A 24,464-nucleotide genomic window follows, 5' to 3' on the forward strand; every position below is an offset into this window, starting at 1 on the left:
CGGCCGTGAGCCACTCGGGCCTCCGCCCGCCCGCCCGCCCGGCCGGTCGCAGCACGCCACCCAGCCCGACGAGCACCACGCCCAGGCTCTGCCAGACGCGGCCCGCCGTCGCCAGGACGCTCGTCCCGTCGAAGCCCGCGGGGACAGAACGTCGATGACGGCTGCGGCGACCAAAAGACCGACGGTGAGGCCGCGGGCGCAACCCGGAGCTGAAACGGTCGTCCTGCCGATCACTGGGGGCCGGACCCGGCAGCGGGATCGGCCGAACGGCCGAGGGACCCGGCGGGTCCGGCCCGCGATCCTGACCGTTCGGCCGAGGCGCGCGCCCTGGCCTGCGGGCGAGGGTGGAGCTGCATCCTCACCACGGACACAAGGAGTACGCGATGCAGCGCAACAAGTTTCTCGTCGGCGTCGGCGGCGGTGTGACCGCAGTGGTCGCGTTGGGCGGACTCGGCACGTACCTGCTGGCCGGTACGGAGTCGACCAGCCGTCTGGACGAGTACAGCACGGCATCGGTGGACGGTCACAAGGCGCTCTCGGCGAACATCGTCGCGGGCCGCACCGAGAGCAAGTACCACCCGCTGCCCTGGGTCGGCGACAAGCTCTCCGACGTCACCTGCCCGGCCGGTCTCAAGGCCGTGACCGGAGCCACCCTCACCTGCACCGGCAAGAACAGCGACGGCGCGACCGTCAAGATCCCCGTCCGTGTGACCAAGGCCGACGCCAAGAGCGTCACCTGGAAGTTCGAGCGCTGAGAAGGACCCACAACACACCATGAGCACCGTTCTGGCCGGACACGGCCTCGTCAAGAAGTACGGCTCCACCACCGCCCTGGCCGGCGTGGATGTCGAGGTCCGCGAGCGCGACTCGCTGGCGATCATGGGGCCGTCGGGGTCGGGCAAGTCGACCCTGCTGCACGCCCTCGCCGGGATCATCCGGCCCGACGGCGGCCAGGTGCTGTTGCGCGGCGAGCGCATCGACAACCTGGGCGAGAACAGGCTCAGCGCACTGCGCCGCAAGCGGTTCGGGTTCGTGTTCCAGTTCGGCCAGTTGCTGCCGGAGTTGCCGGCGGAGGAGAACGTGGCGCTGTCGCTGATGCTGGAGGGCGTCCCGCGCAAGGCAGCCGTCGAGCGCGCCCGTCGCTGGTTCGCGCCGCTGGGCCTGGAGGGGTTGGAGCACCGTCGCCCCGGACAGCTCTCCGGCGGGCAGGCCCAACGGGTCGCCATCGCACGCGCGCTGGTCGTCGAACCGGACGTCGTCTTCGCCGACGAGCCCACCGGTGCCCTGGACCAGCGCACCAGCACGGAGGTCGTCCAGCTCCTGACGTTCGCGACCCGGAATACGGGCGCCTCCCTGGTGATGGTCACCCACGACGCCGACGTCGCCGCCCACTGCGACCGGATCCTTCAGGTCCGGGACGGCCGGATCAGCGGCCACAGCCAGTCCATCGTCGCCTGAGACGCCTCGCGTCGCCCGCGCCCGAAGATCTCCGGAGTACCTCATGCGTTCCCCCGTCCTGTCCCTGACCTGGCACCTTGCCAGGTCCTCCGGCCGCCGCGGCCTGCAGTCCCAGCTGCTCGCGGCCGGGGCCGCCGCTGTCGGCTCGTTCCTCCTGCTGCTGATGATCGCCGCCGCTCTCGGCGCCGGCGCCCGCGCCGACCACACCACGTGGCGCACCCCCGACGCCGTACCGGCGAAGCGGGCGACGGCTGTCCAGGCCACGACCACGACGTACGTACGCCATGAACCGGTCACCGTCGTGAACCTGGCCCACCTGCCCGGCCGCGGGACGACTCCCGCGCCGCCCGGCCTGACCGGCTTCCCGAAGCAGGACGAGGTATATGTCTCGCCCGCCCTGGCCGCGCTGTTGCACAAGCTCCCCTCCGGCCAACTCGCCGACCGCTTCCCGAAGACGAAGTCCTACGGCACGATCGGCGCCGCCGGTCTCGCCTCCCCCGACGAGCTGGTTGCGGTGGTCGGACGAGCGCCCGGCGACCCGGCCGTCTCCAGGACTGCCGGGGAGCAGAGCTACTACGACGAGGGGATGAGCGAGCGGGCACCGGTCTCCGGGTTCGCCGGCACCAAGGAGAGCGTGTTCACCGGCTTCGACCGGGGGACCGTGCTGCTGGGTGTGGTCCTTCTCGTCGTGCCGGTCGTCGTGCTGGCCTCGGCCGCGGGAAGGCTGGGCGCGGCCCGGCGCGAGCAGCGGCTCGCCGCACTGCGGCTGGCCGGGGCGACTCCACGACAGATCCTCGCCATGACCGCCGTCGAGGCGGCGGGAGTCGGTGCGGCCGGTGCCCTGGCGGGCGTGCTCGCCTACACAGCACTGTTGCCCGCACTCGCCGAGCTGCCGTACGGCGTCGGCACCTGGTACACCGGTCAGCTGTGGGTGGGACTGCCGTGGCTCGCGGCGGTGGCGCTGGGCATCACCGCGCTGATCACCGTCAGCGCGGTGACCACGCTGCGCGAGGTGGCCACCTCGCCTCTGGGCGTGGCCCAGCAGTCCAACCCGCGCCGCACCCGCGCGATCCGCCTGGTGCTGTTCGTCGCGGTCCTGGGCTACATCTGGGCCAGCACGGGCGACGGCGGCCAGCTCAAGCCCCGGCAGCTGATCGCCATGCTGGTGCTCTTCTACGGCGCGTTCTGGCTGCTGGGTCCCTGGGTCGTGGACCGGCTGGGCCGGATCGTGGGCCGCCGCGCCAACCGCCCGGCCACGCTGCTGGCCGCGCGCCGGCTCAGCGACGATCCGCGCGGGGCCTGGCGGACCGTCAGCGGCCTGGTGCTCGCGGGGTTCGTGGCCGGGTTCTTCTCCGTCAGCTCGCTGCATTTCGAGGGCCCGGGCCACGAGGGCCAAGTGGCGGTGATCACCGCGAACGCCGCCGACGCCCGACACGCCGCCACCGAGGCCCGAACGGCGCTGCACCGGGCGGGTGTCACGGCGACCGTCGGCGTCACGAGCGAGGACGACTACGACAGCCTGCTGGGCGGTGCCATCGGCGTGATCACCCACGTCTCCGGCGGGCAGGAGGACATCGACACTGCTGTCACCGCCCTGACGCCAGTGGGGTCGGGCAGGTATCCGTTCACACAGGAGTACGTGTCGGCGCCGGACGACACGGTCATCGCCCGCATTGCCACCGTCAGCACCACCACCCTGGTGCTGGGCTTCCTCGTCGCAGCCGCCTCCGCCGGCCTCACGGCGGCCGCGAACGTCCTCGACCGGCGCCGGGTGTACGGCCTGCTGCGGCTGGCCGGCACCCCGCTGAAGGTGCTGGACCGGGCCCGAGTCCGCGAGACCGTCATCCCGTTGGCCGTCCTGGCCGGTGGCACCACCGCGATGGGCGTCTTCGGCGCCATGCAGCTCAACAAGGCGGCAGGCACCACGATCGACACCTCCGGTGTCGTGCAACTGGTGCTCTGCTTGGCCGCCGGCGCGCTCGCCATGTTCGCCGCGATCGCCGGCAGCAGGCCGCTGCTGCGGAAGGTGACGGCGGGCCCGGCGCAGACGGCGGACTGAGGCCGTACCGACGGTCGCACGCCCTCGTCATGTCTTCCGCGGTCCTCCCGGAGGGCCGCTGGCCTCCAGCCCGGTGTGCCGTTCGGGCATGAAGAGTTCGCCGACCTTTGTCCCGCTGATGGGCGGCCCGGGTTCTCGTCGGCGCCGCAGTCGGAGCTGGTCTCGGTGCTGTAGTTCGCCGAGGACCTGTCGGACCGGGCAGCCGCGCAGGGGGTGCGCAGTCGGATCGACTGGAGGTGCGCCCTGGGCCTGGAGTTGGAGGACACCGGGTACGACCACTGGCTCCTGCGCGACCTTCCGTGCCCGCCTGATCGAAGGCGACGAGGCGGACCGGATGCACGCGTGATGGCCCACCGACGCGACGTATGTGCTGGCCGCGGTGCGGCGGCTGAGTCGTCCGGAGTCGGCCGGAGAGACTGCGCGGGCCGCCCTGGAGGAACTGGCCGAGAGCGCGCGGGCGGCAACGTTCGGACGGAGTGGGAGAAGGCGCTGGCCGTGCTGTGGTCTCTCGGCACGCCCGGCCCGGCTGCGGGTTCTTCCCCGGGTGGAGATCCTGCGACAGGTGGTGGGTTCACCACTATGGCATCTTCACGTTCATCTCGACCTGGAACAACTCCCTTTGCCCGTTCCTGGTGACCACGGATCCGGGTGGCATGACGCTCCCAGTGGGCTTGGTCAACGTCCAGACGTCCTACGGCCTGCGCTACGAGCAGATGATGGCGTCGGTCGTCATCGCGAGCCTGCCACGTGTGATCGTCTTTGCGCTGTTCCGCAGATCGTGCGGGGGTGGCGCATACGGGTTTGGCGGGGCAATGAGGTGCGGGCTGCTGGGGCGCCATGTGCCAGGGGACCCGCATGCCAGAGGGCGTTGGCGCGGAGCACGGTTGAGCGCGACGGGAGAACCTGACCGGCGCAGCCTGCCGAAATGCGCAGCAGCCGTGCTGGAGTGCCGAGAGCTGGGGACCAGCGCCCAAACGGTGAGGTCGTGCACGGGGCCGCAGCGGGTGTCATGGTTCCGGTGCGACGGCGGCCCGAGGAGACCGCGTTGCTGAGGGGGCCCGCCTCTGTATCCCGGCAACGTCCATGAGCCGACGTGTGGTGGGCGCCGTCGGGGGGTGTGCGCCAGGTGAGTTGGCGAACGTGATTCGACGACCGTCGTGATGGGAGTTGCTGCGCGAACCGTTGACGCGCAAGGGGTTCGATTCTACGTTCCGTTCGAAGTCGTGATCTCCGTTCGCGAGACCGAACCCTCTGAAGCCGCCCGGGTTGAACGCTCCGGCAGCCGAACACGTCCCAACAGGTCCGCCACCCAAGGAGGATCCGTGTGAGCCGCACCTCCCGCAAAGTCGCGTGCAGAACCACCCGCAGAACCGCTCTCCTCGCCGTCCCCGTGGCGATTTTGCTCGCACTCGTCCCGAGCTCGGCGTCCGCGTATCCGAACCCGGGCACCGTCACCGGCTCGGTGGTGGTCCATGATCCGACGATGATCCGTACATCGGCGGGCCAGTACCTGCTCTACGCCACCGGCGGCGGCATCAGCAACCGCACCTCCACCAACCGCACCGCGTTCAGCGGCGGCGCGGACGCCTTCTCCGGCAGGCCGAGCTGGTGGCGCAGCTACTCCTCCGTGCCGGAGGCCTGGGCACCGGACATCTCGTACCACGGCGGCAAGTACCTGATGTACTACTCCGTCTCGTCCTTCGGCTCGCAGAACTCGGCCGTCGGGCTGGCGACGTCGACGACCGGCCGGCCGGGCAGCTGGACCGACCAAGGCATCGTCTACACGTCGAGCTCGTCGAACGACTACAACGCCATCGATCCGAACCTCTTCGTGAACGACGACGGCAAGTGGTGGCTGTCCTTCGGCAGTTGGTGGAGCGGGATCAAGATGATCCAGATCAACCCGTCGACCGGGAAGCCGCTCTCGTCCAACACCACCCGCTACTCGCTCGCCTCCCGCCCCACCGGCAGTAAGGCCGTCGAGGCCCCGTACATCGTCAAACGGAACGGCTACTACTACCTGTTCGCCTCGTACGACACCTGCTGCGCAGGTACCAGCTCCACGTACAAGGTCAAGGTCGGCCGGGCCACCGGCATCACCGGCCCGTACTACGACAGGAACGGCGTCGCCATGATGAACAACGGCGGTACACCCGTGCTGGAGTCGCACGGCCGGTACATCGGTCCTGGCGGGCAGTCGATCATGAGCGACACGAGCGGCGACCTGATCGTCTACCACTACTACGACGGCCAGGCCAACGGCACTCCGAAGCTCGGCATCAACCTTCTGGACTGGAGCAGCGGATGGCCCGTCGCCTACTGACATGAGGATGTGACGTGGTGACGCTGCTGGTGGCTCTGGCCTCGGCATACGTCGCGGAGTGAGCGAACGCCCCGAGCGAGGTGAAGGCACACAGCACCTGGCGGGCCGCCGTGCTGGACGCGCCACCGTACGACGGGCCCGCGCGCGTGGACGACCCTGGAACGCCGGCACCAGGTCCACGGCCTACTCTCGGTGCGCCGGCCTCTGGCGAGGCGGCGCGATTCGACCACCCCCTGGTCCGCGCCGCGATCGCCGAGACTGTCGTCGGACCGGTGCGGCTGGCCGCCGGACACGCGCGGGCGGCCGAACTGCTGCAGGGCGAACTCCGCCATTGACCCGGCGGCCATCCATACCCTGGCCTCGTGCGACTGGGTCCGCAAAGGGCTGCCGCTGTGTCTGATCGGCGACTCGGGGGCCGGCAAGTCGCACCTGCTGATCGCGCTGGGTACCGAAGCTGCGATGGCCGGCTTCCGGGTCAAGTACGTCCTGGCGACCAAGCTGGTCAACGAGCTGGTCGAGGCCGCCGACGAGAAGCTGCTGACCAAGACGTTCACCGACCCCCGGCTCTGCGCGGCCACCGTGGACCGCCTCACTTTCGGCGGCAACATTATCGAGACCGGCAGCGACTCCTACCGACTGGCCCAGACCCGGGCTCGGCAGTATGGCACCAGCAGCAACTGACACCTGCTCTGCAAGCCCTTGGCCACCCTGCCTCGCCATCAGGAAGAGTGGCGGCCTCCCCGCTTCCTCGCCAGGCGGCGGCGCCCGGCGAGTACCAGTAATGCACAGCCGAGGGCACCGACCATAAGAGCCCCCCACCAGGGCACGTGAGCTGCCCGCAGGAGGCCAGCGACACCGAAGCTGGTATTCCAGCCGACTTCCGTGACTGCGGAGCCGAACCCCTGCACGAGCAGGATGACGCCGAAGAGCCACAGCGTTCCCTCCCCCGAGGCTTCGGTGGCCTTCTTCGGTTGCCTCAGCATGTTCGCCTCTCCCCGTGTTCGCCGCCATCGTTCCGATGCGTTCGCATCACATCATGCCCAGGGGCGAGATATGATGCAACTGCATCGGAAAATGGAGGGACGCGGAACATGCCCAAGCAGGTGGACTACGAAGACCGCCGCCGCCAGATCGCCGAGGCAGTCTCTCTGCTCATCTCCCGTTCCGGCATGGAAGCCGTCAGCCTCCGCGACGTTGCCGCCCAGGCGGATGTGTCCATGGGCGCGGTTCAACGCTGCTTCCGCACCAAGGACGAGATGCTGCTCTTCGCACTGGAGCACATCTCCCGACGCGTCAGCGAACGCGCCAATACAAAGATCGCTGCATCATCCACGCCTCAGTCGGCTTCAACGCTGCTGACGCGCACGCTGTCGGAGATCGCTCTCGTGGAAGAGGAGTCCAGAGCCGAAGCGCATGTCTGGCTCGCCTTTGTCGCGCAAGCCGCAACAAGCGAGCAGCTGGCCAAAGTCCTGCACGACACCTACGCCAAGCTCCACGATCTGCTCACCTGGCTGATCCGCTTCGGGCAGGACACCAACGAGATGCGCAAAGAGCTCGACCCCGGACGCGAAGCACATACCCTGCTCGCCCTCGCCGACGGCCTCACCGCCCACGTCCTGGTGGGGCACCACACGCCGGAGTCCGCACTTGCGGTTCTGGAGCGGCACACATCTCAGCTGGCAACCACCAAGGGTCCTTCCACAGCCTCACCACCGGCGACCGGAGCTGCTACCAAGGCAACCGCCTTCGACGCCGCGAACTGAGGCACCGGTAGGGCCAGTTCAGTCGTTCAAGTGACAGCCGCAGAGATCGACAAGTGGGGCCACGACGGTCGTTCACATGGGGCCACATCATCACTCGTTCAAAACCACTCTCCACTCACCTCATGGCGGAGGACGTCCGCGGCGTCTGCACGGACGCGACCATCCTGCACCGCCGCAACGTCGTGTTCCACGGCACGCTCACCGCACTGGACGACGCCGGCGGCTACGACGCCTTCGTGCCGCCCGGGCAATGAGCCGACAGGCTCACGCACGGATGAACCGACACGATCTGGCTGACGCGCTTGCCGTCCTGAGCCAGTCCGGGTCAACCGTCGTCCTGGCGGCCGGACCAATGCACGAGCCGTCGTCTGCACTGCGGGGGTGTAGACGACGGCGGTGTCGCCGCAGCCGTCGAACGAGGTTGGTAAGCCGGTCGCGTTCTATCTGGTCGGCGGTGAGGTTCCAGCGCAGTCGCGTCGCGGTTCATTCGAAGGCGTACCGGCACACCGCGTCTGCGGCCGGGGGCAATTGCTGGGCGAGATCCTGGTCGGCCTTGCTCCGGTTGGAGCGGGCGATGACAGCGATGAGGCTGCCGTCCCCGCCGGCCCCGCTCTCCTCCGCGCAGCGCCCTGCGCCGGCACGCCCAGCCGCGCCGGGTCCTGGGCGAAGCGCCCGGTCACCGTGGCAAGAGGCAGCTCCGCACCGAGGACGAGGCATGATTCCTGGATCGCTCGCGGACGTGGTCGTGGACGGTCGAAGAACGCGTCAGCTGCCCCGAAGACCGACCGCCAGCGTCAGTTCAAGAACCCGGTGCGGCGACCCGAGATCCGGAAACAGCTCCCGCAGCTGCGACATCCGGTACCGGACGGTCTGGGGATGGACGAACAACGCCGCCGCCACCTCGTCCCGCCTGCCATGGTGCAGCAGCCACGCCCGCAACGTCTCCTCCAGCCGCCGCGCGGTGGCGACAGGCAAGGTCCGCAACGGTGCGAGGGCTCGGGCACGCAGGTCTGCGAACGCGTCCACGTCGGCGCTCAGCACCAGCTCGGGCAGGTGATCCTCGGTGTCGCGAATATCAGAGGAGAGGGAGCGCGCGCGTACGGCTCGTGCGTACGAGGCGGACGCACGAGTCCATGGCCGGGCCGGGCCGACCACGGCGGCGCGGTCGGTCATCTGCCTCAAGAGATGTGATCGGTCGGCATCGGGAACAAGCAGCACGCCCAAGGCGTCCGGCAGATCGTCGAGGACGAGGGTGCTCGGGTCGAGCGCGCGGTAGGCAGGCCGGGCCTGGGCGGCGGGCAGCAGGACCGCGGTCAGCGACACCGGAGGCTGCCACCCTGCCCGTTGAACAGAGGTCAGCAGCACGTCCGGGCTCGCGCCGGTGAGGAGGTCGCGGACCAGTTGTTCCAGGTGGCGCTCATGAGCCCGGCCCCGGGCGGCCAGTTCATCGGCGTGGCCCGCGGCGCTCGCGGCGGAGAGCTCGTCGATGTAGGCGAAGGTCAGCTCGGCGAACTTGGCGACCTCGGCGGCGGGCAGACCTGCGGGTACGGCACCCGCGGCCAGGCATCGCCACGCCACGCGGGCGCCGACGCGGTAGGCGCTGAGTAGGGCGTCCATCGAACGGCCGTCGCGTACCTCGCCGCGGCCCAGCTCGTAAGCTGCGTCACCGCCGTCGCCGCCCGTGGCGTTCCCGCTCGCGAGGTCCAGGTAGTGACCCAGGGCGGTGCGGACGGCTCGGCGGATGGTGCCGCCCATGCGGCCCGAGAGTGCGTTGGCGTAGGGAGGGACCTCGTCGATGATCGCCTGGACGACCTCGTCGGCGGTGCTCTTCAGCGCGGCCCGAAGTGCGGTGACCGTTGTCTCATCCAGGGCCAGCTCGGTGGCCCTCCGGATTGCATGCCCCATGTTTTGTTCCTTGCGAACAATTCAGCCGACCAGATTCACGTCCTACGGACAGGACTTTACGCCCTGAGGCGCATCAAGCTGGAGCCATGACGAGTGCAGCCCTCCGCAGTAGGGCGTGGAAACTGCTGGAGATGGTCACGACGCCGCTGCTGCCGTCGGACTACCTCGACCTGGTCAGCCCGCTGCGTGCGGGCGCTGACCTGCGTGGGCGCATCGAGGCCGTGCACCCCGAGACGGATGACGCCGCGACCATCGTGATCAGGCCGGGACGGGGCTGGCGCGGCCACACGGCCGGTCAATATGTGCGGATCGGGGTCGATGTCGACGGGGTGCGCCTGTGGCGGGCCTACTCGGTCACCTCGCCGACAAACCGCCAGGACGGCCGCGTCACGATCACCGTGAAGGCGATCCCGGACGGCAAGGTCAGCAACTACCTGGTCCGCAGGGCGAAACCCGGCACGCTGATCCAGCTCGACCAGGCGACCGGTGACTTCGTGCTGCCGGAGGCCAGGCCCGCCAAGGTGCTCTACCTGACGGCCGGCAGCGGCATCACGCCGGTGATGGGCATGCTGCGCGACATCGAGTTCGACGACGTCGTCATGGTCCACTCCGCGCCACAGCCGCACGACGTGATCTTCCGCAACGATCTGCACGACCTGGTCGCGGACAAGAAGCTGCGTCTCACCGAGCTGCACACCGACACGGACGGCATGCTCGACATCGCCCGTCTCGACGAACTCGTGCCCGACTGGGCCGAGCGCGAGACCTGGGCCTGCGGGCCCGCGGGCCTGCTCGACGCCGCCGAAGAGCACTGGACCGAGCACGGCGTCCGAGAGCGCCTGCACACCGAACGCTTCCGCCCCAGCATCGTCGTCGCCGGCGACGGTGGCGAGGTCACGTTCAGCACCACCGGCAAGACCGTCGACGCGGGCGGCGCCACGCCGTTGCTGGACGTCGGCGAGGAGGCCGGCGTGCTCATGCCGTCCGGGTGCCGCATGGGCATCTGCTTCGGCTGCGTCACGCCGCTCAAGGCGGGCGCCGTCCGCGACCTGCGCACCGGCGAGATCACCGAGGCCGAGCCGGGCGTCCTCATCCAGACCTGCGTGTCCGCCGCGGCGGGCCCCTGCGACATCGAACGGTAGGAGCACCTTGACCGCCATCGACCCCACCGCCCACCTGACCGCGGAGCAGATCGAGGAGCTCGGCCGCGAGCTGGACGCGATCCGCGACGAGGTGATCGCCGACCGCGGCGAGAAGGACGCCGCCTACATCCGCAAGGTCATCTCGGCGCAGCGCAAGCTCGAGCTGGTCAGCCGGGGCGTGCTGCTGTTCTCGATCTTCCCGCCTGCGTGGCTGATCGGCACCGCCGGTCTGTCCGTGGCGAAGATCATGGACAACATGGAGATCGGCCACAACGTCCTGCACGGCCAGTGGGACTGGATGCGCGACCCGAAGATCCACTCCACCACCTGGGACTGGGATCACGTCTCGCCGGCCGAGCAGTGGAAGCACTCGCACAACGAGTTGCACCACACGTACACGAACGTGATCGGCAAGGACAACGACCTCGGCTACGGCATCATGCGCGTCGACGAGGACCAGAAGTGGCACCCCTTCCACCTCGGCCAGCCGCTGTGGAACTTCCTCAACGCCTGCTTCTTCGAGTACGGCATCGCAGCGTACGACCTGGAGCTCGGCAAGAACCTGCACAAGCGCCGTCGCAAGAACCCGGAGTTCCGCGCGCGGGCCAAGGCCGTGGGCCGCAAGATCCGCAAGCAGGTGCTCAAGGACTACGTGATCCACCCGCTGCTGTCGGGCCCGTCGTTCCTCACCACGCTCGGCGCCACGTTCACCGCGAACCTGGTCCGCAACATCTGGACCCACTCGGTGATCATGTGCGGGCACTTCCCCGAGGGCGTGCAGGTCTTCGAGCGCCGGTCGATCAAGGGCGAGACGCGCGGCCAGTGGTACCTGCGCCAGATGATGGGCTCGGCGAACATCAGCGGCAGCAAGGCCATGCACTTCATGACCGGCAACCTGTCGCACCAGATCGAGCACCACCTGTTCCCGGACCTGCCGAGCAACCGGTACGCCGAGGTCGCGGTGAAGGTGCGCGCGTTGTTCGAGAAGTACGAGCTGGAATACGTCACCGGGCCGCTGCCCAAGCAGGTGTTCTCCGCGTGGCACAAGGTCTTCCGGCTCTCACTGCCGAACAAGAAGCCCAAGGTCAAGACACCGGACCGCGAGCAGGAGCTCGTCGCGGCCTGATCCCGGTATCGGTTCAGATTTCGGCCGTACCGGCGGCACCGCAGGTTTCGGTGAGATCCGTTGCGGGCGGCGGGCGGCGGGCGACCTCGACGGCAGGCCATACGACACGGGATCCGGGGCAGCCCGGCGTACGACTGCGCTGCTACCCGGACGTGCGCCGGGAGCTCAGCTCACAGCCCCCGGCAAGCGCACCCGGCGAGGTGTCGCAGTGCGCTGACCTGCCATGGTCGGGCCGGTGGTCGGGTGCCTACGCGCACTCGGTCTGCCGGCGAGCGGGCTGGGTCGAAGGCGTGGGGCTGTGACGTGGGCACTGCCGGAACCGATGCTCGCCGCCCCTGCGTCCGACTCGGCTCTACCTCCCCTCGTAGCGCGAAGACCGTGACGGCAGGGGAAGTTGGGGTTGGGCAGAAGTTGGGGTTGGGCTCGATCCGCTTTGGCGGACATCCGAGATCAGGGGTTCAGCCTCGGGAGGATGTCCGTCATGGAGAGCATGGGGAAGAAGAAGCCTTGCCCTCGTCGCTCGTTCACGCCCGAGTTCAAGACGGAGATCGTCGAGCTGTGCCGACGCGGTGACCGCTCGGTCGGTCAGATCGCCAAGGACTTCGATCCGACCGAGACCGCGGTGCGTGACCGGGCGAAGCAGGCCGAGGTCGATGCGGGCCAGCGGGACGGCCTGACCAGCAGCGAACGCGAGGAACTGGCCGCACTGCGGCGGGAGAACCGCCGTCTGCTTGAGGACGTCGACATCCTCAAGCGGGCCACCTGGGATTCGACCGGTCAAGGCAACGCTCTCGACTGGTGTGCGGAATCCCAGGCACTTACGTGGACGGTTGTTGAGCTTCGTCGCGATGGCATCAAGATCGTCTTGGCTGGGCGTCGACAGGTTCGTGCCTTTGGGCAGGTACTGCCGGAGCAGCTTGTTGGTGTTCTCGGTGGTGCCACGTTGCCAGCGGCTTCGTGGGCTGCGAAGAACTCTCCGACGCCGGTATCGGTGGTGAACCGCTCGTGGGCTGCCAGTTCCATGCTGCGATCCCAGCTCAGCGTGGCGCGTAGTCGGAGGGCCATGCGTTCGTAGGTCTCGGCCAGAGCGCGAACGACCACGGTGGTATGGCGGCTGGCGAGTTTCACGACCGTGCGGAACCATGGCTTCCGATCGACCGACGTGGCGACCTGACTGTTGTCGAGCCGATCACCAGATCGCCTGCCGGATGCCCGAACTCGCTGCGGCCCTCCGCCGCCTGGGGCCGGTCCTCGATGGGTCGGGCATCGACCCCAGGTGGTTTCCGGCGCGTTGGGCCGGAACCGGAGGCTGCGAAGTGGCGGAAACCGTACGGGTGACAGCGCCCCGGCAGGACGCCCGCCCCGAGGAACCGCACGACCGGGCCACCGAGACGGTGACCCGGCAGGACGGCACGGGGTGGATCTACTTGGCGAACTCGCTGCCGAAGAGCGCGCCCTTCTCCGGCGCCCCCAGGACCGAGGGCCCGAACGAGGTGATGTTGGTCGTGGTCAGCCCGGCCTTGGAGCCGCGCAACAGCCACACCGCGCCGGAGTTCTTGTACGGGCCGTCCTCCTTGGGCGCGGCGACGGCGAGGTCGGCGCGGTCGTTGGCGTTGACGTCGAGCAGAGCGACGTTCCCGCCGAACTCGTCACCGGCCTCGGAGGCCCCGGGCACCCCGGAGTCGGACTGGTCGAAGGCCTGGGCGCCGGTGCCGGTGAGCCCGGAGGCACCGCCCTTCAGCAGGACGACCGAACCGGCGTCGCGGATGGAGCCGATGTCCTCGCCGGGGACGCCGACCGCGATGTCCGGGTAACCGTCGCCCGTCACGTCACCGGCGGCCAGCGAGGCGCCGAACTGGTCACCGTAGTCGCTGTCGTCACTGTTGCGGTATCCGGCCTCGGAGACGCCGGGCACACCCGCAGTGTTCTGCGTGATCCGCGCGATCCGGGCACTCGGTCCGTCCGGGCCGCCGTAGACGACCCGGACGTTGCCCGCGTCGTACATCCGCATCTCGGAGACGGCGTCGACCTGCCGTCCGACATAGTCGCCGTAGCCGTCCATGTTCACGTCGGCGACAACACCGCCGACGGAGGCGGACCCGGTGGACCTGGAGTGCTCGGTGTCGATGCCGGTCGCGGTGCCCGGCCACCAGAGCGTCCCGTACGACCGCTCCTCGAAGCCGTGGGTGGTGACGAGGTCGTCCTTGCCGTCACCGTTCATGTCACCGGCGATGACGTCCCAGGTCTCCTTCTTCTCGTTCACCGGGAAGACGTTGGTGCCCGCCGGGGCCCCGTCACGGGTGAACGGACCCAGGCGGACCTGGAGGATGCCGTCATTGCCGAGGGCGAGGTCGTCCTTGCCGTCGCCGTTGAAGTCGCCGCCGGCCAGTTTGCTGACGGTGCCGCTGAGCGCTGTGGCGGAGGTCAGGCCGCTCGCGGAGCCCCACAGCACGGCGGCGCCCTCGTAGGCGCCGACCACGAGGTCGGTGTAGCCGTCCCCGTCGAGGTCGCGTGCGGCCGTGGACATGCCGAAGCGGTAGGGCGAGGGCTCGCCGGGCACCCACGGCAGGGCCTGCGAGACGATCAGGGGGTGCGCGGTGTCGGCGCCGGCCGAGGAGCCGTAGACGACGGCGACATAGCCGGCGAACTGGACACCGGAGACGGTGGCCTCGGGCGCGGCGGCCGCGAGGTCGGCGAAACCATCGCCGTTGAAGTCGGCGATCGGTGCCTTCGGGACCGCGGCGGCCGGGGCGGCGGCGACGAGCGGAGCGGCCAGCAGCGCGGCGGCGACGGCCGCGCGGCCCGCGACCGTGCGGCTGCTCGTACGACGGGCGATGCCGGGGCTCGTACGACGGCTGGTGCGAAGAGGCACGGATTCTCCAGTAGTTGGATCAGGGGATGCGGGTTGTGTACATCCGATCGTTTGACCATCGAGGGTGCGAAACGGTTGCTGGGTTTCACCGTCTTCGTGGGCCACGCCGTAGACGGCTGTGGCTGGAGGGACAGCATCGAGCGCTCGTGCGAGCGGTGCGAGGATCGCGACGTGAAAGATCTGCACTACCGCCTCGCCGAAGACACCGACCTCGCCACTCTCGTTCGTCTGCGTGACGACGCTGCCCGCTGGATGCTCGCTCAGGGCATCACCGGTCAGTGGCAGCCCGGCCAGCTGGACGAGGACCATTTCCGCAAGACCATGGTGAGTGGTGAGGTCTGGCTCGCCGAGGCCGATGGCCGCGTGGCCGGGGCATGGGAGCTGTGGTGGGAGGACGAGGACGCCTGGGGACCGCAGCCGCCGGTGGCCGGCTATGTGCATCGGCTGATGGTGGACCGCAGCAGCGCCCAGCCGGGGACAGGGCGGTTTCTGCTGCGTGCTGCGGAGCGCCGCGTTGCCGCGGAGGGGCGGGCGTTCGTGCGTCTGGACTGCCTGGCCGGCAACACACGCTTGAACGACTACTACCTGAACGCCGGCTACCGGGTCGTCGGCCACAAGGCAGGCAAGCCGCAGCCGGGCAGTGCACCCAAGTCGTTCACCCTCCTGGAGAAGAACTTCGGGTCGGTCGTGGGGGCTGAGCGACAAGGGGTGTCAGGTTCCACCGACAAGACCACACCGGGCACGGAATAAGCCGGCAGGATCGGTGCCCGGGGCGATGCGGCGTCGTCGCCGCGGGCTGCGTGGCGGACCTGCTCGCGGCGCTCTTCCAGCCTGGTCATCAAGGAGTGGGTCAGGTCGCTGAGGTGCTTGCGGGACATGCCAGTCAGCTCGGGGTGCCGCAGGTCGTGGAGCATGAGGGGGCGAGAGCCCTCGGCTGACCATCCGCGTTGCCGGGGAAGGACTGGGCCCGGTTGGCGAAGGACCGCGCACGCATCGACGGCCAAGGACTGACCCTGGACCATGACGGACGTCTGCGAGGCGACCGGTACGGAACTGAGCCGACCGGACTACGTGGCGCTGGCGGAGTCCTTCGGGGTACCGGGGGTGCGCACGAGCCCCGACATCCTCGCGGAGGACCTGGCCAGGGCCCTCGCGCTCCGGGCCCGTCGGTGGTGGTGCTCCCGGTGGTCCTGCGCATGTTCGCGCCCAAGCACGTACCGGGGTAGGCGCCGGGCCGCCCGGAGTTCTCGCTCCGGGCGGTCCGTCCGTGTGGTGTTGGCCGGTCAGCGCAGGAAGCTGCCGAACAGGGCGTTCGTGTAGGGGGCCGACAGGTCCTTCGGGCCGAAGGCCTGGGCCGACTTGGTGGTGAGGCCGGATGTGGTGCCGCGCAGCAGCCAGACGGCGCCGTTGGAGGTGTTCTCCGCCGTGGACGCGGCGGCCAGGTCGCGGTGGCCGTCGCCGTTGACGTCGAGCAGAGCGGTCGTGGCGCCGAACTGGTCGTTCTTCTCGGCCACTCCGGGGACACCCGCCCTGTTCTGGTGGAAGACCTGGGCCCCGACCCCGGTGAGGCCGGCGGCGCTGCCGTGCAGCAGGGCGACCGAGCCGGCGTCGGCGACGCTGCCGACGTCCTCGCCCTCGATGCCGAGCGCGACGTCCGCGTGACCGTCGCCCGTGACGTCGGCGACGGACACGGCGGAGCCGATGTGGTCGCCCTCCTCCTCGGCGCCGGGGAAGCCCGGCAGGTCCTGGTCGAACTCGTGGGTGTTCTCGGCGGTGAGACCGGCCGCCGAGCCGTACGTGATGTGGGCCTTCCCGCCGCCGGAGCCGGCCACCACGTCGTCGTAGCCGTCGCCGTTCACGTCCCCGGCGCCGGTGCCGCTGTCCTCGCCCCTGCGGAGGCCGGACGTGTCGCCCCGGGTGAAGCCTGTCGCGCCGCCGCCCAGGAGCAGACGGTCCTCCCAGTTGCCGTCGCCGCGGTAGGCCATCTGGAGGATGTCGTCGCGGCCGTCGCCGTTGAAGTCGCCGACCTCGCCGGAGACCACCGGGCCGGTGATCGACGCGGGGCCGTCCTCGCAGCCGCCTCCCGTCTCGCAGGAGTCGTCCTCCTCGGACCAGCCCCACCACAGGGACCTGTCCAGGAGCGGCAGTACGGCGGTGGGCTTGCCGTCGCGCTTGATCGGGCCCTTCCACAGAGCGGCCGGGGTACCCGACGGGTCGTCGCCGCTCACCCGCTGCGCGGAGAACAGCGCCAGGTCGGTCTTGCCGTCGCCGTCGAAGTCACCGGCCTGGGGCACGGCCCCGTACGCGATGCCCGTACCGCCGGTCAGGCCGGACGCGGAACCCCACAGGATCACCGAGCCCTCCTTGCCGCCCGCGATCACGAGGTCGCCGTAGCCGTCGCGGTCCAGGTCGGCCCTGGCGAACGAGGCGCCGAAGAACTGGTTCGCGGTGGCGGCCCCCGGGATCCCGGCGGTCGAACGGCTGACGATCTTCTTGTCCGCCGTCGACAGCCCCGTGGCCGAGCCGTACGTCACGGCCACGTACCCGGCCTTCGTCTTGTCGGACACGGTCGCGTTCCGCGCGCCGACGACCAGGTCGGCGTAGCCGTCCCCGTTGAAGTCGTCCGCGGCAGGGACGGACGCGGGTGCGGCCGACGACGAGCCGGAGCCGGTCAGCACCACCGAGGCGGCCAGGGGTACGGCCAGGAGGGCGCTGCTGATCCTGCGGCGGGTGGCTCGGGTCGCTCGGGACATGGGCGGTGCCTTTCGAGTCAGTCGTGAGAGCTGCTGCTCAGGACGTGCGACTCGAACGGAGGGGCGAGGGTTGTACGGGACGCGTGTGGCGATCCGGCTCTGGCGTGATCAGTGGCCCGTGGCCGGATAACCCCGCCCGCACCGATGTCGGTCAGGGCTTCAGGCGAGCCGCATCCGACCACGCGGCCGGGACACCGCTGCCGACCTGGCCCCCGACGAGGTCACCGAGTGGTATCTCATCCAGGCCTGGCTGGCGCCGCCCCCCGATGTGACGGTGCTCCGCCAGACCGACAGCTACAGAGCCTCGGTGAGCAATGCTCAAGACCTCATAGCCGTGCACGGTGACGGGTGACCCCTACTCAGGACCTGGAGCCGGACTCCTCTTCACAGGCAGAGGGCCCCGTCACCGTGCATCTGCCGGAGTACGTCGCACATCTCCACGATGACGTCATGATCGTGACCTGAGCCGTCCGTACGGCCACCTCTGAGAGGGCCAGCCGGTGTCAGCAACACTCATCTGGCACAGCGGTTCAAGGAGCTCATCGGCGTCACGCCGAAGCGGCTGGCCCGCACCTACCGCTTCGCCGCCACCGTGTTCGCGATCAACCCCGCCGGACCGAACGACTGGGGCGACCTCGCCGGTGGCGCAGGCTACTTCGACCAGGCTCGCTTCGGCCACGGGTTCCGGGCGTTCACCGGGCTCAGGCCGACCCGGTACGTCGAAGTCCGGCGGCGGTTCCTGCGCGAACATCCCGGCCACGTGCTGGACAGCCGGCCGCTGCAGGCCGATTGATTTCTTACAAGAGCGACAGCTCACGACACGCTAATTTGGGGGCACCCCGAAGCAGAGGAGAGCCCTGTGGGCAAGGTGGTCATGTACAGCTCGGTGTCGGTGGACGGCTTCGTCGCGGACGAGAATGACCAGCCCGGACCACTGTTCGACTGGTTGTCCAGCGGTGACGTCCCGTTGGACGAGAGCGGCGAGGTGAAGGTGTCGCAGACGTCCTACGACTACACCCGGCCGTACTGGGACCAGATCGGGGTGACAATCTGCGGCCGCCACGTCTTCGACCTGACGGACGGCTGGGACGGGAAGCCTCCGGGCGGGATCGACCACGTGGTCGTCGTGACGCACCGGCCGCAGCCCGAGGGCTGGGACACCGAGGCGCCGTTTCACTTCGTCGACGGCGTCGAGGCAGCCGTGGCCAAAGCGCAGGAGCTTGCGGGTGACCGCATGGTCGAGGTCGCCGCCGGCGACGTCGGTGGCCAGGTGCTTGCCGCGGGCCTGGTCGACGAGGTGCGCATGGACGTCGTACCCGTCGTGTTCGGGTCCGGCAAGCGCTACTTCGGGTCGGTCGGCGCGCAGCACCTGTTGGAGGATCCTGACGTGGTGATTCAGGGCAACCGGGTGCTTCACCTGCGCTATCGGGTGCGCCGTTGACCGATCTGGGCGAATACGCGAAGAAGTCCACTGCGAACGGTGACTCAAGATCGGGGCTCCGGCTGCGTTTGCGCATCGCTGTCCCTGGTCGGGCAGCCGACGTCGATCCGCCCCAGCACCTCACCTGCGGCAAGTTCAACTCAAGATCACTGGTTGCCGGTTTCCGTCGTACCTTTGGCCGACCACCGGGAAGAGCGGCTTTTCACCAATGAAGGGTGTAGTCGGGGTCTGAATCCGCCTGTCTCGAGTAGGGATCGGGCGATGTAGCGGGTGAGGTTGCGGAAGCCGAGGGCGGAGCCGTGCAGGTGCTCCAGGCGGCCGTTGATCGTTGCGGTTGGACCGTTGCTGGTGCCGGGCCGGTCGAAGCAGGCCAGTACGTCAGCGGCTCGCTTGCTCAGGGTGCGGCCGAGCCTGGCGATCTCGACCAGCGGCTTGGGGACGCCGGCGCTGAGCGACTCGATCTGCTTGACCATCAGCTCGTGGTCCGCAGCTGGGTCGGGGGTGCCGGTAAGCGGCGATCATCCGCTGGTTGATGGCCCAGGTGGCCTCGACCTCGACGCGTTCATCGATGGCGAACAGGGCCGTGAGTCGGGCGGCCTGCTTGTCGGTGAGCAGGTCGGCACCGGTGTGCAAGGTTCGCCGGGCACGGTAGAGCGGGTCGTTCTTACGGCCGCGGCGGCCGCGGGTGCTCTGCTGAACGCGGCGGCGGCAGCCGTTGAGGGCGTCGCCGGCCAGGCGCACCACGTGGACGGGGGCCACCGCGACCGCAGCGGGGATCTCCTCAGCGGAGGCGGTCTTGAAGCCGCTGAACCCGTCCCTCGCGACGACCTCCAGGGCCTCGCGCCACGCCTGGGGCGCTGGGTGAGCCAGGCCTTGAACGCGGCCTTGGAGCGGCCCGGGACCATGTCCAGCAGCCTCGCTGAACCTGTCCCGGCGCGCACCGGCGTGAGATCGATGATCACGGTGACGTACTTGTCCCCGCGGCTGGTGTGGCGCCACACGTGCTCATCGACCCCGATGCCCTTCACACCCTTCGACCGGCCGGGATCGTTGATCAGCACCCGTCGGCCCTCGGGCAGGACCGCGTCGTTTGCGGCGTTCCACGCGACGCCAAGCCCTTGGGCGACGCAAGCGATGCTCAAGGGCTGGCACACGATCGCCTCCAGCGCCCAGGCCAGTCCATGACGCGACAGCCTGGCCCACGGCCCGGCCGCGCGGCTGGTGTCCTGGCGCCACACATGCCCACACCCGGTGCACCGGTACCGGCGGATCGTCACCAGCAGGGTGGTCGGTCGCCAGCCCAGCGGCTCGTGCGCCAGCTCCCGCGTGACGGTGTCCCGGGGTCTTCCTGCACACCCGCAGCGTGGGCACCAGCCCTCGGTGCCGTCATTGTCATCGGCCTTCAGGACCCGGCACGCCAGGACCGCGCGATCAGGCTCCAGACGCTGGCCGACCACGACCAGGCCGAGCTTGTCCAGGCGGCAGAACGTGGTCAGGTCAGGGCAGCCGAAGGTAGCGCCAGGAACGTCGAGGTCTTCCAGATGGGCGGCGTAGGAACCTCCATTCCTCGGAGGACCTCGACACCTGCCCCGGGACCGACGCACCAGCCACCATCCAACCAGCGACTACACCCTCAATGTAAAGAGCCGGTTTTCCCTCCGACCCGTGCGGGTTTTCCGTACCGCTGTCAGATGCTCCGGCGGGGCACCGGGGGAGTGAGGTCCGGCCGCTGCCTCGCTGCGCCGCTGTTCCCTCGTGAGTCTGCCCCCGGCTTGCCGTACGGCCGGTGGCCGTGGCTGATCGGACGGTGGCGGCTGCTGCTGCTCGGGGCTCGGCCGAAGAGAGATTCACACACTGCCCGACGGCTCGAAGAGCTTCAGGCGACACGAACCGGATCATGAGCCACTACATGGCATCCTGCTGTTCCAGCCATTTCGTAATCGCCTGGTTCGTTTCTTCCGGCTTCTCTTGCTGGATCCAATGACCGCAATCCAGATTGACCACTTCCACATGGGGCACGAACTCTGCCAGCTTTTCAGACCTCTGGACCGCATCCCGGTCCCCGTAGATCATGAGTGTGGGCTGCTGGATGATCGGGTCCACGTCCGCCAGCAAGTGCCAGTTGCGGTCAAGGTTTCTGTACCAATTCACACTGCCCGTGAACCCTGTCGATTCGAAGGCGGAGACGAAAACGGCCAGTTCGCTGTCGCTCATGACGGGATCACCGAGTGGCGATTCCGCTCTGGCGAGATCGATCAGCGCCATACCCGGCTGAGGCTCCCTGGGGGGCTCGTTCTTCCGGTACATGTTGCGAAGAAACTGGAAGGTGTTCTCTTCGAACACGGCGTCCGCGACGCCTGGCTGCCGATTGAAGTGGACGAAATAGAAGTCGCCGCCAAGCACATCCTCCATGAACTCGATCCAGGGCTTTTCTCCGCGCTCCTGGTAAGGCAAGCTCAGGTTGATCACTTTGTTTACACGGTTCGGATGCAGCAGGGTCAGTCCCCAGACGACCATTGCGCCCCAGTCATGACCGACAAAGGTGGCATCTTCGTATCCGTAGTGATCGAGAAGTGCGACGAGGTCACCCGACAGGTGTGCAATGTCGTAGTCCGTTACTTCAGTTGGACGGGATGAGTTCCCGTAACCCCGCTGGTTCGGGACGATGACATGGTAGCCCGCTGCGGCGAGGGCGGACATCTGATGGCGCCAAGAAAAGGCGTGCTCCGGCCAGCCATGACAGAGCACAATGGGTTTTCCGGAATTCTGTCGGCCTGCTTCAAATACTTCAAGCTCCACACCGTTGACCGAAATAAGGGTGGGCTTGGGAAAATCGGCTGCATCGAACATTGCATTTCCTCTCTTTCTTTTCGGGGTGATCAGGCTCAGGCGACGAAGGTCCCCGAACACAGCGTCGGCGCACCCCCGACGGGCCGGGGGCCGATACGGCCGTGGGCAGTGGGACCCGCCGGTGAGGCCATGTCGCCATCTTGCCGACCGAAACCGGTCACCCCATGACCGGTTTTTGTGGAAGTGTCGTCGGCATGCGAACCGACCGGCTGGTGGCCACCCTCCTCCTGCTGCAACGGCGCGAGCAGGTGACAGCAGCAGAGGTCGCCCGAGAACTGGAGGTCTCCGAGCGCACCGCCCGCCGCGACCTCGACGCCCTGGCCATGGCCGGGGTGCCCGTGTACTCCCTGCAGGGCCGAAGCGGCGGCTGGCGCCTCGTGGGCGGCGCCCGCACCGACCTGTCCGGGCTGACCGCCGGCGAGGCCCGCGCCCTGTTCCTGGTCGCCGGCCCGGCCTCGGCCGCGACACCGGCCGTGAAAGCAGCACTGCGCAAGCTCGTCCATGCCCTGCCGGAACCCTTCCGGGTCCAGGCCGAGGCAGCAGCGTCGTCGCTGGTCACGGACCCACAACGATGGGGGTCGAGCCGGATCGAGCACCGACCGCCCCGCTTCCTCGACGAACTCCAGGACGCGGTGATCCGCGGCGTCCAGGTACGGCTCGGCTACATCGACCGCAAAGGCACCGAAACCGAGAGAACCGTCCACCCCCTGGGCATCGTCGCCAAAGGCCCGTCGTGGTACCTCGTCTCCAACACCGACGCAGGCCGGCGGACCTTCCGGATCGACCGCGTGTCGTCCGCCGACCCGACCGACGATCCCGTGCACCGACCCGAGGACTTCGACCTTGCCGAGAGCTGGCACGAGATCGCCGACGAGGTCGACCGCAAGCGAACGCCCCTCGAAATTCAGGCGGTATGCGCGCCCCACGGGATAGGCCTGCTCCGGATGGCGCTCGGAGGTCGGCTCGAGGTGGGAGGTTCCACGACCGACGGCCGCATCGAGGTCGTGATCCGCGGCCACAACGAGTACGTGCTCGCCGGCGAGCTTGCCGGGCTGGTCGAATGGCTCGAGGTGACTGGCCCTCCGGGTGTGCGAGACCACCTGGCCTCGATCGGCAACGCGCTCGTTGAGCGGTACGGCTGAGATCGCCCCATAGTGTCGAAGTGCGGAGCTTGGAGGCGTCCTCGCGGAAATCCCCACTCTCAGGACCGCATCAGCGTCGGCCGTCAGCTCCCTCTGATCACAGCGTGGCGCGCAGATGGCTCACCGTGACGAAGTGGAAGCCTTGGGCGGTGAGGGAACGAAGGATCTCGGGGACGGCGGCGACGGACGTCGGGTGGATGTCGTGCATCAGGACGACGCTGTTGCGCCGCGCCTTGGCGATGACCGTCTGAGCGACCTTGGCGCTGTCCCGGTACTTCCAGTCCTCCGTGTCGACGTCCCACAGCACCGGCGACAGTGTGGTGGCGGCCTTCACCTTGGCGTTGACCGCGCCGTACGGCGGCCGGAAGAGGGTGGGGGCCTTGCCGGTGGCGGCCTTGATCGCGGCGGTGGTGCGGCCCAGTTGGTAGGCGACCTGCTCCGGGGAGAGCTTGGTGAGATCGGGGTGGTTCCAGGAGTGGTTGCCGACCTCGTGACCGGCCTTCGCCTCGGCGCGTACGAGTTCGGGATGGGCAGCCACGTTCTGGCCGACGGTGAAGAAGGTGACACGCGCCTTGTGCCGGGCGAGGTGGTTCAGCAGGGTCGCGGTCTCCGGGGCGGCGGGGCCGTCGTCGAAGGTCAGGGCGATGCACTTGACCTTCTTGCAGTCGGTGTCGTCGTCGGCGGAGGCGGTGTGGGTGGGCATGGCCATTCTGGGCGTGTGTGGGGCGCCCAGGTCGAGGTCGCTGCTGGGGTGCTCGGTCTGCTTCTGGGCGTGTCGGCCGAAGGGGGACAGCCAGGGGGTGATCGTCGCCTTGTCGAGGGCCACGACGTAGGACCCGGCTGCAGAGGATCCCACCGTGCCTGAGTCGAGCTGAACTCGGAGACCGCCGTCGGCGGTGAAAGACAGATCGTCGAGAAGGTCGGCGCGGTTGGTGGTGTCGGCGAAGGAGTCGTCGAGGTAGGCAGGGTCCACCCCCTCGCGTCCTGTGAGCTGCTTCTTCAGGGCGGCGGTGAAGACTTCCCGTGAACCGTCGGCGATGAGGGCGAGTGCCTGGCGGTAGGCGCCGTCCTCCCCGTCGTACCAGTACGTGCTGGTCGACTGCCCGTTGCCGGCCCCACTGCCGTCCAGGGTGGTGAGCCGGACTCCGAGCACGTCACCCGAGGCGACCAGGAACCGGTGGCTGACATTGAGCTCACCGCCCGCAGGCGAGCCGCTGCCGCACCTGCTGGAGCGGAAGGAGGCCAGGAGCCGGTCGACGTCCTTCTTCATCGCGGCCGTCATCGCCTCCGCTCCGGGCACATCCGGGTAGCTGATGGCGAACGGGCAGGAACTTTGTTCACTGCTGTCGTTGACGATCTCCAGACCCTTGATCCTCGACGGGTCGACCGTCCTGGAGGCGGACGGTCCGGCCGGCACCGGCTCGGGGGAGGGGGACGGGGTTCCGGACCCCTTGGCGCAGGCCGCGGTCAGGGCGAGCGAACCGAGCAGGAGAAGCGCCTTGGGGACGAGGGCGTGAGAGCGCATGCGGAGCACCTGGGAGAGAGGACGTGCCGGGCGTCGCGGAACGGACGCCGGTCGGCCGCCCTGCGCAGGAAGTGCGCGGACGGCCGTTGCGCTCTCGATGTTCCA

20 protein-coding genes and 5 pseudogenes are annotated in these 24,464 nt (G+C 68.9%); 18 read left to right on the top strand and 7 right to left on the bottom strand.

Translation table 11 applies throughout. The annotated features are described in order from the left end of the window. The first annotated feature begins 383 nt into the window (after window positions 1-383). The 9 genes and pseudogenes from AWZ10_RS39255 to AWZ10_RS55365 all read left to right on the top strand — a co-directional run bounded on the left by AWZ10_RS39255 (window position 384) and on the right by AWZ10_RS55365 (window position 7,857). Window positions 384-755, top strand: a complete 372-nt coding sequence (locus AWZ10_RS39255) for a DUF4333 domain-containing protein (RefSeq protein WP_060893429.1) — start codon at window positions 384-386, stop codon at window positions 753-755. A gap of 19 nt (window positions 756-774) precedes the next feature. Continuing rightward, on the top strand, window positions 775-1,458 hold the full coding sequence (locus tag AWZ10_RS39260; protein ID WP_060893430.1) for an ABC transporter ATP-binding protein: 684 nt from the start codon (window positions 775-777) through the stop codon (window positions 1,456-1,458). A gap of 43 nt (window positions 1,459-1,501) precedes the next feature. Next, window positions 1,502-3,517, top strand: coding sequence for an FtsX-like permease family protein (locus tag AWZ10_RS39265; RefSeq protein ID WP_060893431.1), 2,016 nt, complete (start codon window positions 1,502-1,504; stop codon window positions 3,515-3,517). Between the two features lie 584 nt (window positions 3,518-4,101). Beyond that, window positions 4,102-4,333: pseudogene (locus AWZ10_RS54535) on the top strand (carbohydrate ABC transporter permease); the annotation flags it as partial. A gap of 508 nt (window positions 4,334-4,841) precedes the next feature. Continuing rightward, complete coding sequence (locus tag AWZ10_RS39270; RefSeq protein ID WP_060893432.1) at window positions 4,842-5,840, top strand: arabinan endo-1,5-alpha-L-arabinosidase; 999 nt, start codon at window positions 4,842-4,844, stop codon at window positions 5,838-5,840. Window positions 5,841-5,920: 80 nt separating this feature from the next. After that, window positions 5,921-6,175 carry a hypothetical protein gene (locus tag AWZ10_RS52645; protein ID WP_060893433.1) on the top strand — a complete coding sequence of 85 codons (255 nt, stop codon included), beginning with the start codon at window positions 5,921-5,923 and terminating at the stop codon, window positions 6,173-6,175. Then, a pseudogene (locus AWZ10_RS49085) lies at window positions 6,117-6,521 on the top strand (ATP-binding protein); the annotation flags it as partial. The gene AWZ10_RS52645 and the pseudogene AWZ10_RS49085, both read left to right, overlap by 59 nt. A gap of 410 nt (window positions 6,522-6,931) precedes the next feature. Beyond that, the gene (locus AWZ10_RS39290; protein ID WP_079076602.1) at window positions 6,932-7,603 is read left to right on the top strand and encodes a TetR/AcrR family transcriptional regulator; all 672 of its coding nucleotides are present in this window, start codon (window positions 6,932-6,934) and stop codon (window positions 7,601-7,603) included. Between the two features lie 122 nt (window positions 7,604-7,725). Beyond that, a complete protein-coding gene (locus tag AWZ10_RS55365; protein ID WP_267893521.1) occupies window positions 7,726-7,857 on the top strand; it encodes a hypothetical protein in 132 nt (43 codons plus the stop codon). Between the two features lie 511 nt (window positions 7,858-8,368). On the opposite strand, the gene AWZ10_RS39295 is transcribed toward AWZ10_RS55365, so the two are convergent. After that, entirely contained in the window at window positions 8,369-9,508 is a 1,140-nt protein-coding gene (locus AWZ10_RS39295) for a PucR family transcriptional regulator (RefSeq protein WP_060893436.1), read from the bottom strand. An 86-nt stretch (window positions 9,509-9,594) separates the two neighbouring features. Here AWZ10_RS39295 and AWZ10_RS39300 point away from each other — a divergent pair, with 86 nt between their 5' ends. From AWZ10_RS39300 to AWZ10_RS56050, 4 genes are all read left to right on the top strand, one after another. After that, window positions 9,595-10,650, top strand: a complete 1,056-nt coding sequence (locus tag AWZ10_RS39300) for a ferredoxin reductase (RefSeq protein ID WP_060893437.1) — start codon at window positions 9,595-9,597, stop codon at window positions 10,648-10,650. A 7-nt stretch (window positions 10,651-10,657) separates the two neighbouring features. Further along, entirely contained in the window at window positions 10,658-11,776 is a 1,119-nt protein-coding gene (locus AWZ10_RS39305) for a fatty acid desaturase family protein (protein ID WP_060893438.1), read from the top strand. Between the two features lie 50 nt (window positions 11,777-11,826). Further along, complete coding sequence (locus AWZ10_RS56045) at window positions 11,827-12,078, top strand: DUF6207 family protein (RefSeq protein WP_409000745.1); 252 nt, start codon at window positions 11,827-11,829, stop codon at window positions 12,076-12,078. A 170-nt stretch (window positions 12,079-12,248) separates the two neighbouring features. Next, a complete protein-coding gene (locus AWZ10_RS56050) occupies window positions 12,249-12,851 on the top strand; it encodes a transposase (RefSeq protein ID WP_159058525.1) in 603 nt (200 codons plus the stop codon). A gap of 348 nt (window positions 12,852-13,199) precedes the next feature. Here the strand turns inward: AWZ10_RS56050 and AWZ10_RS39315 are convergent, their stop codons facing one another. After that, a complete protein-coding gene (locus AWZ10_RS39315) occupies window positions 13,200-14,648 on the bottom strand; it encodes an FG-GAP and VCBS repeat-containing protein (RefSeq protein ID WP_079104628.1) in 1,449 nt (482 codons plus the stop codon). 171 nt (window positions 14,649-14,819) lie between these two features. Between AWZ10_RS39315 and AWZ10_RS39320 the strand changes: the two genes are divergently transcribed. Further along, window positions 14,820-15,398, top strand: coding sequence for a GNAT family N-acetyltransferase (locus AWZ10_RS39320; RefSeq protein ID WP_060893454.1), 579 nt, complete (start codon window positions 14,820-14,822; stop codon window positions 15,396-15,398). Window positions 15,399-15,410: 12 nt separating this feature from the next. Here the strand turns inward: AWZ10_RS39320 and AWZ10_RS56055 are convergent. Then, window positions 15,411-15,622: pseudogene (locus tag AWZ10_RS56055) on the bottom strand (ISAzo13 family transposase); the annotation flags it as partial. 46 nt (window positions 15,623-15,668) lie between these two features. On the opposite strand from AWZ10_RS56055, the pseudogene AWZ10_RS49100 reads away from it, so the two are divergent. Next, window positions 15,669-15,874, top strand: a pseudogene (locus AWZ10_RS49100) (thiamine pyrophosphate-dependent enzyme); the annotation flags it as partial. 57 nt (window positions 15,875-15,931) lie between these two features. On the opposite strand, the gene AWZ10_RS39325 reads toward AWZ10_RS49100, so the two are convergent. Then, window positions 15,932-17,401, bottom strand: a complete 1,470-nt coding sequence (locus tag AWZ10_RS39325) for an FG-GAP repeat domain-containing protein (RefSeq protein ID WP_060893439.1) — start codon at window positions 17,399-17,401, stop codon at window positions 15,932-15,934. A 484-nt stretch (window positions 17,402-17,885) separates the two neighbouring features. Here AWZ10_RS39325 and AWZ10_RS39330 point away from each other — a divergent pair, with 484 nt between their 5' ends. Both AWZ10_RS39330 and AWZ10_RS39335 read left to right on the top strand, forming a co-directional pair. Next, window positions 17,886-18,194, top strand: a complete 309-nt coding sequence (locus tag AWZ10_RS39330; RefSeq protein ID WP_267893550.1) for a helix-turn-helix domain-containing protein — start codon at window positions 17,886-17,888, stop codon at window positions 18,192-18,194. Between the two features lie 66 nt (window positions 18,195-18,260). Next, on the top strand, window positions 18,261-18,842 hold the full coding sequence (locus AWZ10_RS39335; protein ID WP_060893440.1) for a dihydrofolate reductase family protein: 582 nt from the start codon (window positions 18,261-18,263) through the stop codon (window positions 18,840-18,842). 146 nt (window positions 18,843-18,988) lie between these two features. Here AWZ10_RS39335 and AWZ10_RS39340 read toward each other — a convergent pair. Continuing rightward, window positions 18,989-20,383, bottom strand: a pseudogene (locus AWZ10_RS39340) (ISL3 family transposase). Window positions 20,384-20,747: 364 nt separating this feature from the next. Beyond that, complete coding sequence (locus AWZ10_RS39345; protein WP_060893441.1) at window positions 20,748-21,692, bottom strand: alpha/beta fold hydrolase; 945 nt, start codon at window positions 21,690-21,692, stop codon at window positions 20,748-20,750. 194 nt (window positions 21,693-21,886) lie between these two features. Between AWZ10_RS39345 and AWZ10_RS39350 the strand changes: the two genes are divergently transcribed. Further along, window positions 21,887-22,834: a helix-turn-helix transcriptional regulator gene (locus tag AWZ10_RS39350; protein ID WP_060893442.1), complete on the top strand. Its 948-nt coding sequence runs from the start codon at window positions 21,887-21,889 to the stop codon at window positions 22,832-22,834. 97 nt (window positions 22,835-22,931) lie between these two features. On the opposite strand, the gene AWZ10_RS47000 is transcribed toward AWZ10_RS39350, so the two are convergent. Further along, complete coding sequence (locus AWZ10_RS47000; protein WP_063809838.1) at window positions 22,932-24,359, bottom strand: polysaccharide deacetylase family protein; 1,428 nt, start codon at window positions 24,357-24,359, stop codon at window positions 22,932-22,934. Between the last annotated feature and the right edge of the window lie 105 nt (window positions 24,360-24,464).

The organism is Streptomyces europaeiscabiei, assembly GCF_001550375.1.
Classification (GTDB): Bacteria; Actinomycetota; Actinomycetes; order Streptomycetales; family Streptomycetaceae; genus Streptomyces; species Streptomyces europaeiscabiei.